Source organism: Microcystis sp. LE19-8.1F (genome assembly GCF_027531715.1).
In the GTDB taxonomy this organism is placed as follows: Bacteria; Cyanobacteriota; Cyanobacteriia; order Cyanobacteriales; family Microcystaceae; genus Microcystis; species Microcystis wesenbergii_A.
The window spans coordinates 1-12,059 of record NZ_JAPZSO010000050.1 but is presented as its reverse complement, the minus strand read 5'-3'; the positions used below and the strand labels follow the sequence as shown (position 1 = coordinate 12,059).

12 protein-coding genes and 1 pseudogene are annotated in these 12,059 nt (G+C 45.1%); 4 read left to right on the top strand and 9 right to left on the bottom strand.

All coding sequences use genetic code 11. The features are described 5' to 3' along the window. Positions 1-870: 870 nt before the first annotated feature. Positions 871-1,992, bottom strand: a complete 1,122-nt coding sequence (locus tag O9334_RS05835) for an alkene reductase (RefSeq protein WP_045356753.1) — start codon at positions 1,990-1,992, stop codon at positions 871-873. A gap of 129 nt (positions 1,993-2,121) precedes the next feature. Here O9334_RS05835 and O9334_RS05830 point away from each other — a divergent pair. Beyond that, positions 2,122-2,379 (top strand): annotated as a pseudogene (locus tag O9334_RS05830) (IS5/IS1182 family transposase); the annotation flags it as partial. A gap of 326 nt (positions 2,380-2,705) precedes the next feature. Here the strand turns inward: O9334_RS05830 and O9334_RS05825 are convergent. Continuing rightward, on the bottom strand, positions 2,706-3,821 hold the full coding sequence (locus O9334_RS05825; protein WP_045356751.1) for a hypothetical protein: 1,116 nt from the start codon (positions 3,819-3,821) through the stop codon (positions 2,706-2,708). A gap of 40 nt (positions 3,822-3,861) precedes the next feature. On the opposite strand from O9334_RS05825, the gene O9334_RS05820 reads away from it, so the two are divergent. The 3 genes from O9334_RS05820 to O9334_RS05810 all read left to right on the top strand — a co-directional run bounded on the left by O9334_RS05820 (position 3,862) and on the right by O9334_RS05810 (position 6,979). Then, on the top strand, positions 3,862-4,746 hold the full coding sequence (locus O9334_RS05820; RefSeq protein ID WP_045356747.1) for an NAD-dependent epimerase/dehydratase family protein: 885 nt from the start codon (positions 3,862-3,864) through the stop codon (positions 4,744-4,746). A gap of 99 nt (positions 4,747-4,845) precedes the next feature. Then, on the top strand, positions 4,846-6,225 hold the full coding sequence (locus tag O9334_RS05815; RefSeq protein WP_238567735.1) for an ABC transporter substrate-binding protein/permease: 1,380 nt from the start codon (positions 4,846-4,848) through the stop codon (positions 6,223-6,225). Between the two features lie 7 nt (positions 6,226-6,232). Further along, entirely contained in the window at positions 6,233-6,979 is a 747-nt protein-coding gene (locus O9334_RS05810; protein WP_045356741.1) for an amino acid ABC transporter ATP-binding protein, read from the top strand. Here the strand turns inward: O9334_RS05810 and O9334_RS05805 are convergent, their stop codons facing one another. The 7 genes from O9334_RS05805 to O9334_RS05775 form a co-directional block, all read right to left on the bottom strand. Further along, the gene (locus O9334_RS05805) at positions 6,980-8,377 is read right to left on the bottom strand and encodes an Asp-tRNA(Asn)/Glu-tRNA(Gln) amidotransferase GatCAB subunit A (protein WP_045356738.1); all 1,398 of its coding nucleotides are present in this window, start codon (positions 8,375-8,377) and stop codon (positions 6,980-6,982) included. Positions 8,378-8,447: 70 nt separating this feature from the next. Next, positions 8,448-8,627 (bottom strand): hypothetical protein, encoded by a 180-nt coding sequence (locus O9334_RS05800; RefSeq protein ID WP_152606954.1) that lies wholly within the window; start codon positions 8,625-8,627, stop codon positions 8,448-8,450. A 135-nt stretch (positions 8,628-8,762) separates the two neighbouring features. After that, positions 8,763-9,449, bottom strand: a complete 687-nt coding sequence (locus tag O9334_RS05795) for a glutamine amidotransferase-related protein (protein WP_045356735.1) — start codon at positions 9,447-9,449, stop codon at positions 8,763-8,765. Between the two features lie 56 nt (positions 9,450-9,505). Further along, positions 9,506-9,967 carry a cupin domain-containing protein gene (locus O9334_RS05790; RefSeq protein ID WP_045356733.1) on the bottom strand — a complete coding sequence of 154 codons (462 nt, stop codon included), beginning with the start codon at positions 9,965-9,967 and terminating at the stop codon, positions 9,506-9,508. 45 nt (positions 9,968-10,012) lie between these two features. Continuing rightward, positions 10,013-10,603, bottom strand: a complete 591-nt coding sequence (locus O9334_RS05785; protein WP_287999659.1) for a hypothetical protein — start codon at positions 10,601-10,603, stop codon at positions 10,013-10,015. A 318-nt stretch (positions 10,604-10,921) separates the two neighbouring features. Continuing rightward, positions 10,922-11,410: a hypothetical protein gene (locus O9334_RS05780; protein ID WP_045356731.1), complete on the bottom strand. Its 489-nt coding sequence runs from the start codon at positions 11,408-11,410 to the stop codon at positions 10,922-10,924. 43 nt (positions 11,411-11,453) lie between these two features. Further along, the coding region (locus tag O9334_RS05775) for a ParB N-terminal domain-containing protein (RefSeq protein ID WP_502846538.1) at positions 11,454-12,059 on the bottom strand (606 nt) is incomplete at its 5' end.

The window sequence follows — 12,059 nt, the reverse complement described above, 5'->3', positions numbered from 1 at the left end:
GTTGGCGGCTATTTATAACTGTGAGTTAGGGATAGGTATAGCAGCTTCTTAAAAGTTGCCTAAAGATTAATCAAGTCAAGGAGAATTTATTCTCAATTATAAAAATTGAGATAGTTTGTGCCGCTTAAATAAAGAGGTTTTGATAACCAAATTAAAGCATATCTAAAGAGTTTTGAGTTAAAAGTTAAACTTCAAGTTTTCATTCAGGACGAATGTACTGGTTAACTAATTTTCCCAAAAAAATTAGTTAACCCATCATTATAACATATAATTAATTTGCAAGAGTTCTAGTAGATATCTGGCTCGTCCCAGTTCATTTTCTCACACTTTCTGGTATAGTTCACTTATCATTTTCGTTATTTAGGTCATATATGGTAAATATGACTGATCTTTTTTGGGAGTCTGTGTCTGTATTCCATGCTACATAAGCTTTTCAGCTTGCTTGTCCCCCTGTCAGGGAGCCAGGCTTCGGCCGAAGCCTGACGACCGGCTACTGACTCCTAACCCCACCAACAAACTTTTCCAGCAAACCCTAATTATGCAAGAACTCTACTTATCACAAATATCCCGATACGTTCGAGATAATAAAGAGAAAGTTTTTAAATATTTTCCCTCAAGTTGAAGATTTAAAAATAGAATCTTTAGAACTATCCGAACTAGGTGATATTGATATGCGTGTTTTATTAACTCGACTTGATTCACTTAAAAACCAAGCTTTCATACAAATAAAAGGCCAATTCAAGTCTGAATTGCATCACTGTCTGATCTGGCCATTTTTTGGAGATGTCCATCAATTTTCCCCCCATACTCATTACCCATGTTCCAAAGACGTGTTCTACCTTCGCCCTGGTTTTTGATTTTTCCCGATTATTAGCTGAATGGATAGTCAGTATAGCCTGTAGCATCTCCACCAAAAAATGTTGCTCGATTATAAGAATTTAAGTGGACATTTAGAGCAAATTTTTCAGGTAAGTCTGGGTTAGAAATAAAGAGCCTACCGTAAGCAATGAGATCGGCATATCCGGCGGCTAAAACAGTGTTTCCGAGATCCTTATCGTAACCTCCTGCTGAAATAATCGTCCCCTTAAAAAGAGGACGGAAGTAGCGACAGGGCAACCCCACTTCCGGTTCGTTGGGGTCGATATCTCGTTGAACCCAGCGATTAAAAGCATCCGTATTTGATCGGGGTTCAATCAAATGTAGATAAGCAAGATCAAAATTATTGAGAGTCTTGACCACATAACTAAACAAGGCTTGAGGGTTGGAATCAAACATACTGTAATAATGATTACTTGGGGAAAGGCGAACTCCCACCCGATCGCTACCCCAGATCTCGACAACTGCTTCCGTTACTTCCATGAGTAAGCGAGCGCGATTCTCCAAGGAACCGCCATAGCAATCTGTCCGTTGATTTGAACCATCTTGCAGAAACTGATCCAGCAAATAGCCATTAGCGCTATGAATTTCCACACCGTCAAATCCAGCCTCAATAGCATTCTTAGCCGCATGACGATAATCTTGAATAATCCCAGGAATCTCTTCAATTTCCAGGGCGCGAGGGGTAACAAACGGGCGCTCTCCGTCCTCTGTAGAAGCCATACCAATAGTTGCGGCAATCGCACTCGGAGCAACAGGTAGATGACCGTGAGGTTGCAAGTCAGGATGGGAAATGCGCCCAACGTGCCATAGTTGAAGAAAAATTAACCCTCCTCGCTCATGGACAGCTTGCGTTACCAGTTTCCATCCCTCGACTTGTTCGACTGAATGGATTCCTGGGGTATGGGGAAATCCCACTCCTTGAGGAGAAATTTGGGAAGCCTCAGCAATAATCAAGCCAGCGGAAGACCGTTGCGCGTAGTAGAGAGCATTGAGGGGTCCACAAGTGTTTCCCAGTCCGGCTCGATTGCGCGTTAAAGGAGCCATCACAATTCGGTTTCGCAGGGTGTATGTACCGAGCTTGACGGGCGAAAATAAATTTACCTCAGCACTCATCGTGATATTTTTCCAAGAACCTATTTGAAAAGATGGTTGTAGAGTAGAAGGGTCTAAAAGGAGACCCCAAAAATGATAGGACTATCATACGACACAGACCTCACAGATGACCAGTGGCAAATTTTAGAACCCCATGACCTGCCAAAATGGCAGAGTGTTTACACCTATTTTCGGGATTGGGAAGCAGATGGCACTTGGCAGAGACTAAACGATGAATTGCGAGTGATGGTGCGGCTACAAGCAGGAAGAAATGCCCAACCGAGCGCGGTTCGTGTCGATAGTCAATCAGTGAAAACGGCAAGTGGTGGAGAAGACATCAGTTTTGATGGCGGCAAGAAGGTCAAAGGACGCAAGCGAACGATTTTAGTCGATACGATGGGATTGATAAGCTAAGACGCATTTAAACCGCTTATTCTTAGATTAGCCGAACCTCCCCCAATCCCTTTACTGTTGCAAGAGTGCAAGAGTGCAAGAGTGCCTCGTCTCAACAAGCAATTTAAATTACGAACAGCTTATTCTGGTCGGATTTCATCCCCCGCAAAGGTGAGTATCTTGTCGAAAAATGTAGCGGGGGCATTCATCCGACATTTTAGGTAAAGATTATGAATTTTTGCCCACGACTAGCGAAATGATGATTTTTGCTGCTATGGTACATTTAATGGTTCGACGATTAAAGCCTAAATCTCAAGCTGGTTAGGCATTCCTTTAACTTTTCAAACAGCTTCTAAACGTTCGATCAACTCAACAGCCCGCGCCGGAGCATCCGCCGGATTAAGTCTGGGACAATCGTATCCCAAAATTCGGTTCATCGCAGCACTTGCTTGGTCAGTAAAAATCACTTCACCGTCCGCTTCAATCGATTCAATCCCATCGCCAATCAGTCCTTGCGCTTCAATCTGTTGGGCTGCTTCTAGAGACAAATGGCGTGGGTAAAGAACTTCAGGGTAAGCGCACCTCAAGCGAACATCATACCCCCCACTATGACCCAGGGGACTGCAAACATGAGTTCGGGTCGGATCATTCCTCACTAAACGCATAATATTTTTCACCGCCGATTCTCCTGTCCGAACCGCCATCACTCGGCCGCGGGGAAGTTGTTGTCCCGCCAACTGTAACAAGGTATGGGGATTTAGTTCGGGCGTAATATCGGTTCCGCCATGAAAAACCCTGAGCCAATAGGGTCGATTTTCTAAAGATTCAACCGCTGCTAAATTCCCCCAAAAATAATTACAGTGAAAATGATGGGCGACCATTTCTACGATGATTTCTTTGGGCGGAATTCCCAAACGACGAGAGACGATATTGGCGATCGCTGCGTGCAGAAACTCAGAGTTTCCTGCGCCACAGGTAGGAGCTAAATTGAGTTGATTTAAAACGGGATTGACGAGATCGGGAAGAGCAAGATTCACTACCGGGGTATTGGGGAGTACTTGCTGTCTCGCTTTCATCAGGTTGAGGGTCAAGGTGAGATGAAGCGGTAGCCAAGGACCCTGGCGTGCTTCTAGTTGTAACTGACGCTGGATTTCCGGTGGAAATGGCATTGGCACCCACCAGGCTCGTAGGGTAGTAGTATTGACGATTACATCAGGTCGGCTCTTGGCTAAAGTTTCCGAGAGCAGAGGGAGATTGCGTAAATCGAGGGATTGAAACTGGATGTCTAGGTGGCGATCGCGATAATAGGCTATTGTGGCGATATCGGCTACTATAGACTCAAGACGCTGAACATTCAGACTGAAAGCCCAAATCCGGCTCACTTCTGGATAGGTCACCAGACCCCGTAGAATCGACTGACCGATATCCCCTACTCCAAAAATTGCGATCGTTGCCAAGAGTTGATCTCCCGTTAAAAGTTAAATTATTTACTAATATATGAAAGTTTTTCTCACCGGAGCAACCGGATACATTGGTAGTACCGTAGCTGAGTCCCTACAAACAGTCGGACATCAGGTTATCGGTTTAGCTCGCTCAGAGCAAGCGGCTCAAAGTTTAGAGGCTGTTGGGATTGAAGTAGTGCGGGGAGATTTACACCAACCGCTGAAGTGGATAGAGGCGCTGTGTCAGGTGGATGGAGTGATTCATACAGCAGCGACGAAAGATGAGAAAATGCCGAATTGCGATCGCATCGCTGTTACGGAAATGTTGTCAGCTTTGAGTGGAACAGGAAAGGCATTTATCTACACCAGTGGAACCTGGATTTTGGGCAATATTAACTCAGATGTTAACGAACAACCGCCGCTTAATCCTATTCCTTTGATGGCTTGGCGTTCAGAGATTGAACAGCAGGTTTTGGCGGCGAAAGAGCGTCAGGTGCGGTCGGTTGTTTTGCGTCCCGGGATGGTCTATGGTCGTGGTGGAGGGCTGGTGGGACAACTGGTGGCCGGCGGTAGAAGCAATGGGGTAGTGCAGTTTGTCGGGACAGGAGACAATCACTGGGCTTTGGTTCATGTTGAAGATTTGGCGCGTTGTTATGTTAAAGTGATTGAACAATCGCCAGGGGGAATGGTTTTTAATGTTGTAGATGAATGTTCTTTGTCTTTACGAGAAATTGCTCGTTTAGCCAGTCAAGCAGCCGGTATTTCTGGTCGAATTCAAGGACAATCTCTGGAAGCAGCACGCCAGCAAATTGGACTCTTAGCAGATGGGCTGGTACTTGATCAACAGCTTTCTAATACTCATGTCCGACAAATTTTGAATTGGCAACCAATTGCTCGGTCACTGTTAGAAGAATTAGAATTAAAGGTGGAGTATATCTAATTGTATAAAAACCAACATAAAAGAGTATTTTTTCTTTTTTTTTGTGTCATATTGACGCTCATATTACTGTTAAGAAATGGACAGAATCAGCCAGGAATTGTGATAGCTAAAACAGAGGTTCGCCCGGCATTAATCCTGGCTACTTCATCAGAGTATCCTCCCTTTAATTATCGAGATACAGCAACAGGAAGCGACGAAATTATTGGTTTTAATATCGATCTAGCCAAGAGAATTACCAATTATCTCGGTTATAAAATTGAAATTCTCGATACAGATTTTAATGGGATTATTCCGGCTTTGCAGTCTCGTCGGGCTGATTTTTCCGTCGCTAGTATGGTTCCCACTGAACAACGCAAGCAAAATGTAGATTTTTCTGATTTGTATTACGAAACCAAAAGTACGATTGTTTCTCGCAAGGGAAGTGGCCTCAAAACTGACCAAGATTTGCATGGTAAGAAAGTGGGGGTTGCTTTAGCTTCTGTCCAAGAAAAGAGAGCAAAAAAAATTCCTGGTGTAATTCTTGAAAGCCGCACAAAAATGAGCGATCTTATCGAAGAAATAAAGATAGGACGTTTAGATGCCGCTTTAGTAGAAAGTACAGTTGCGCCAGGGTTTATCGCACAAAATCCCCAATTAGAATATCACATTATTCCTAATTTAGAACCTTTGGGATATGCCATCGCTTTTCCGAAAGGCTCGCCACTGCGTGATCGCTTTAACTCGGTTTTAAAGCAAATGAAACAAAGGGGAGAAATTGACCAATTAGCGAAAACATGGCTCAATCAACCACCACCAAAGCCGAAGAAAAATCAGCTTTCTGGGATTTTTTCATTTGCTCAAATTATTCCCAGTCTACCTTTTATTGTTAAAGGTATTGGCGTAACCTTACAATTTACTGCTCTATCAGCAATATTTGGCTTGATTTGGGGAACGATCCTGGCGCTATTTAAGATTTCTCGGATAGCCCCTCTGATTTGGTTTGCTCGAATTTATACTTCGATCTTTCGCGGGACTCCAATGCTGCTGCAAATCGCGATTATTTATTATGCAACACCACAATTAACAGGATACAATATTTCTGCCTTATTCGCCGGAGTAGCAACTTTTACCCTCAATTCCGGCGCTTACATTTCAGAAACAATTCGGGCGGGAATTTTATCTGTAGATGTTGGACAACGAGAAGCCGCTTTATCTTTAGGTGTGCTTTACCCGCAGATGATGGTAGATATTATTTTACCCCAAGCTTTAAAGAATATTTTGCCCGCCCTGGTTAACGAGGCGATCGCATTACTAAAAAATTCAGCTTTAGTCTCTACCATTGGGGTTACTGATTTGTTTCGTCGCGCTCAGATTGTTGGGGCTGAAAAATATCTTTACTTTGAACCGCTTCTATTTGCTGGGGCGATTTATTATTTGATGGTGATGCTCTTAACCTGGAGCGGTCACATTTTAGAAAAGCGACTTCAACGGAGTAACTAGGGTGAAAATGCTATACCATGATCGCAGTGTGATTATTAAAGTTGAAAATCTTTGTAAATCTTTTCAAAACCTTAAGGTTATCAAAGGTATTTCTACAGAAATTTTATCTGGGGAAGTCGTGGCAATTATTGGACCTTCAGGATCGGGAAAATCAACTTTTTTACGATGCCTAAATCTCTTGGAAATGCCCAGTGCGGGAAAGATTTATTTTAAGGGAGTGGAAATTACCGATCCAAAAATTAATATTGCCAAGATCCGCCAAAATATTGGCATGGTATTTCAACAGTTTAACTTATTCCCCCAGATGACCGCTTTAAAAAATGTCATGTATGCTTTAGTGAAAGTCAAAAAACTTTCGCCGGAAGTGGCGCGACAAGAAGCCATTCATCAGCTTCAAAAAGTAGGATTAGCAGATAAGATAGAGGTTTATCCCGCTCAGTTATCCGGTGGACAAAAGCAGCGAGTTGCGATCGCCCGCTCTTTAGCCATGAACCCGGAAATCATGTTATTTGACGAACCAACATCGGCTCTTGATCCAGAGATGATTAAAGAAGTCTTAGACGTGATTAAAGCCCTGACTCACACGGGAATGACGATGATCATTGTCACCCATGAAATGGGCTTTGCGCGGGAAGTTGCTGATCGCATTTTATTTTTGGATGAGGGAAAAGTGATTGAAGATTCGCCCCCAAGAGAGTTTTTTATTCAACCCAAGCAGGAACGCGCTCGACAGTTCTTGGAAAAAATATTATGATTAAATGTTCAACTCTGGACGCAATTTGCGCCAAGGGGTAGCTTGTTCGTAAGCATTTCCGATTGCTAACACTGTCGCTTCTTCAAAAGGCTTACCAATAATTTGCATTGACAACGGCAAACCCTTCTGATTAAATCCACAACAAACCGCTAGTGCTGGCAAACCCGTCACACTAAATGGCATCAAGGGATCGGCACTAATTGCCTCATCAAGGTTTCGCGTTTTAACAATAAGAGGTGCGGCTCGAAATTCTGTTGCTGTTACCAAGACATCTACATTTTTCATTACTTGTTCTACCGCGAAACATAGTTCCTGGCGACGACGGACGGCTTGCAAATAATCAGCAGCGCTGATAAAAGCTCCCATCAACAAAAGACCGCGTAATCCTTCCCCGTACAAATGGGGTCGCTGTCGTAAGTCTTGTTCGTGAATAGTAAATGCTTCAGAGAGCATAATAATTTGACAGCAAGCGATAAATTCTGCTAAAGCTGGCAATTCGATTTCTACTAATTCTGCGCCCAACTCTTCCAAGATAATATAAGCTTGCTCAAGGGCGGCACAAACCTCGATATCTGCTAGTTCGTCGCGCTCATAAAAATGACGAACAATGCCAATCCGACGATCCTTCAACCCGGTTTCTAAATCGCCAGTGAAGTCAGGGACAGCAACGGCGACACTCGCCGGATCATTGGCATCGTAACCAGCAATCGCTTGAAGCAGTAAGGCATTATCCCGCACCGTCCAGGTCATCGGCCCCGCATGATCGAGGGAGGGAGACTGGGGAATCATTCCCGCACAACTGACGCGGCCGTATGTAGGTTTGAGACCTACCAGACCGCAGAAAGCAGAAGGTTCTCGAATCGAGCCGCTGGTATCGCTCCCCAAGGCGGCCATACACAATCCGGCGGCGACCCCAGCGCCTGAACCAGTGCTGGAATCGCCCGTGACGTGATGCAAATTCCAGGGATTTCGCGCTGGTGGATAAAATAGGTCGAAGGAAGGCCCGCCTCCAGCAAATTCTTTCGTGGCTAATTTTCCCAGCAAAATCGCTCCCGCTTCGGACAAACGACGGACAACGGTGGCATCTTGGCTAGGAATGCGAGTTTGCAGCAGTCGCGATTGAGCAGTGGTGGGAATTCCCGCTGTATCAAACACATCTTTAACCCCGACGGGAATCCCGTGTAGTGCCCCCCGGTAGTCCCCTCGCATAATTTCGGCTTCAGCTTTTTGTGCAGCAGTAATTGCTAGTTCAGGGGTGACGAGAAGAAAGGCGTGGAGGTGATTATTGAGGGCTTCAATCCGAGTCAAAAAGGTGCAGGTTAACTCGACTGGGGACAGTTGCTTGGTGGAGATGAGGTGAGCCGCTTCGGAAATGCTCAAGTAGTACAACTGGCTCATAATTTTGGATTTTAGATTTTAGATTTTAGATTTTAGATTGAGCAAGGAGTACAGGGATTTCTCGTTAGGTCTAATGTACTTGAAATTTATGGGCGAATTGGTTACTGTAATCGCGAGGTTTGCGGATTAGGAGTTTCATCTGTTCTAATTTGACATAGACGCGACATAATGGCTCGATTTCTTCAGGCTTAAGCTGCACGCCACTACGTTGAGCGAGGAGTTGCAAGGTTTCGGGTGTCATGTCGTTCATTTTATAAATTAAGTACCTAAGCAAAATTAATTACACATATCTAACCCCCCCTTGCCTCTTGCATGAGTGCATGAGTGCCTTTCTTCACTAGGAAATTTATTTTGCACGACTACTTATGAATGTTGATAGCTCTCTTTATCCTAACCAACCCGAAAAAAAATCATTCAGCCAATTTTTGACGAATGGAGCATACTTAATATGGTCTTGAATTTGCTCAGACCAGGAATGACCATTCGGTAATTTTACTTCGGTTTCTGTCCGTTGCCATCGTTCTAATGTGCTTTGAACCATTTCTGGATGAAATTGTACACCAAAAGCATTTTCCCCATAGCGAAATGCTTGGTTTTCAAAAATACTGCCCGATGCAAGTCTGACTGCACTGGATGGGATGTCAAAACCTTCCGAATTCCAATGATAGAAGTAGCACGCAGAATTAAAATATTGATGTCCTGCTAGGGTAGGAGTCAGAAGATGATAGCCAATTTCAACTTCACCTTGAGGATGTTTTGCTACAGTGGCTCCTAAAACCCGTGCTAACAATTGAGCGCCCAAACAAATGCCTAAAAAGGGCTTATTTGAACTAAGAACAGTTGTGGAAATCCAGTCCAATTCAGCACGAATAAAGGGGGATTTTTCGTAATCATTAGCACTCATGGCTCCCCCAAAACTAATAGCGGCTTCATAGTCATCCAGCGTCAACGGAAGTTGCTCTCCTTCTCTGGGAGTTCGCTTCTCAATCTGATAACCTCTCTCGGATAAAATCTCGGCAATTGGTCCAGGATTTGTGGTTGCTTTATGCAGGATAAACAGAATTTTTTTCATGTTTGTTGAGAGGGATAGGATGATAGAAACCAGATTTCTAAACTTTGACTGTTATCTTAGCTTTCCCATAATGTGCCATCTTTGTGAGTGACAATCCAACCATCAGAAACTTCTTTGAAAAATATATCGTCGTCAGGATAGTATATTTCCTGATTAGGAGTTTTATGGTTGATCTGAAGTAAGACAGCGTTGGAATTCGATTTATTGATTAACTGGTGTCCATCTTCTTGCCCAGCTGGGAAACCTGCCCTCATACCGGGCTTTAGGAGGTGTTCTCCAGCCGTGTCGATCAAGGTCACTTCCCCCTCAATAATGTAAACAAATTCGTCTTGTTGTAAATGCCAGTGTCTGAGGGTCGAGCAGCCTCCGGAGGGCAATGTAATTAGAGTCACCCCCAAAGTTTTCATTCCGACAGCTTTTCCTAATGCTTGCTTAATCCGACCAGCTACGAGATATTGAAACGGAGCGGGATAATAGGTCTTGGTATCACCCGGTACGTTTTTGGGATCAATAATCATTGGCAAACTCCTATGACTCGCCTATAGACCATCAATTTGATCATATTACGTCTGGAGTAGCTTGAGATAGTTAGGGGAACGCAAATCCTGCTTTACGATACCTAGATTATCACGTTCGGCATCCCGACAACGGGACGTTGTCGGAAAACGGGGTTGCGGACGGGATCGTACTTTCACCCCTATCCAGAAGGTTGAGATTTTCGATTTGAGGTTGCCGCGCTTCGGGACGGCTTTCGCCCGCGGTGTGGGCGGAAGATAGTTATAAGGCCATAAAAAAACGTTGAAAGGCCGCGCTCCCAGTTGCTCTCTATATCTAAAAGTATCTTGCTCCGACAAACTCACCACCGCATCGAGTCTTTCGGCCAGGGCGATACAGTTGCGAAAATTTTCGGTGGCATAACATTGAACGTCAAGCTGATTGCACCGACCGCGCTTCACTAAATCCGCCTGAAATGGCTGAATGCTGCAAAAAATCGGTTTCCGGTACTGAAAATCTAGAGATTGGAACTCCCTCTCCGAATAATGGGCAAAAAAATGGTCATCGACCTGAATCCCATCCCCAGGGCGAGCCTCGTGGATCAGTCCGGCGACGGTCAGGGAACGATACAGAGGCGACTGAACCCAGACCACTGGCATTAACTTGTACTCTCGCGCCTCCCGACTCACCCGCCTCTGTACCTCATCGGACACTCCCCGAAAATCCAGGAAGACCACCTTATAGTTTTGGCTTTGGATGTCTTTCATGACCCCGACCTCGATTCCTTCTTTCAAAACTATACCTATCAATTATTTGCTCTTTTTTTAAGTTTTTTACTTTTTTGTTAATAAAGATTCCAACCGATATCGGCCTTATCTATGGTCAGTCCGATCAATTCTCCCCTCACTTAAAGATTCGTTAAGTGAGAGACTCGAAAAATTCGTTAAGTGAGCAAATCAAACCGAGTTGACTGCTCGTTAAGGTTGGTCGTTCTCGATACTTTCTAACATTCGTTTGATGGCCCCATCGAGGGTTGCCGTACCGATGCGATTTCGATATCGTAGCAGCCGCTCCCAAGTAGCCTGTTCTACCCTGACATACCACTCACAGCCGTTACCCGCCCTGTAATTCAGCCCTTCCTTGACCTGAAATTTAGCGGCCACATCGACGGTTTTTGGGGAAAGGAAGTCCGAACTTAATATTTCCCTGTTGCCATCGTCGAAAAGGATGATGGCCGCGTAAGGATTGGGCAATGCGGTTATCTCCCCCGTCTGTCCTTTTCTGGGATGCTCACCGGTAACGGTGACGGAATTTCCCACGGTCAACCGAGTAGATTTAACCGACCCATCCTCACCTAACGATTTTTCCGTTAGGGTTTCATCCTCACTTAACGAATTTTCCGTTAACGTCCCATCTTCTCTTTCACTTAACGATTTTCGATGCCGACCGATGTTAGTGGTGTCCATGATCGAGATGGTTCCGTGTTTAGTCTGATAAATTCTCTGTCTCTCACTTAACGAATCTGGAAACAAAACATAATTTGGCGATACGGTTGTTACTGTACCGCGACCATTCCCCGTCCTGCAAGAGCATCAACACCGCCCGTCGTTTATCGGCATTACTGCGTCTGAGACCGTGGTGGGCATTCGCCCCGACCGAGTAGAGGATCGCATCGCGTCTGGTTCCCCGACGGATATCGACGGCGATTGCAGGTAATTCCAGCGACTGGGGGGCCAGCAGCCGGTGAAACCCATCGGCCAACCAGTAATCGCCGCCATCCCAGAACACCAACACGGGGGGAAAATGATCACCGGAACGCATATCCTCGGCATATTCGGCGACGGTGAGTCGATCGATCATCGCCCTCGGTTGTGTACCGCCGTCGGTACGGATCAGGGCGATGGCCAAGTATTCGGGCGCGGGGTCTTCCCGACCGGATTTCGTTAAGTGAGGTTCGGGGGTCGGATCGCGGGGCAGAAAAAACTCGCAGTGAAATAGCCGGTTGTCGGTGGTGAGAATCCAGCCGTTCCCCTTAAACTCTCTGACCTCGAAGGTTTTGCCGGCGGCTTCGGGATGGTTCCCATTTATGGTAACGGTGTCACCAACCTTCAAATC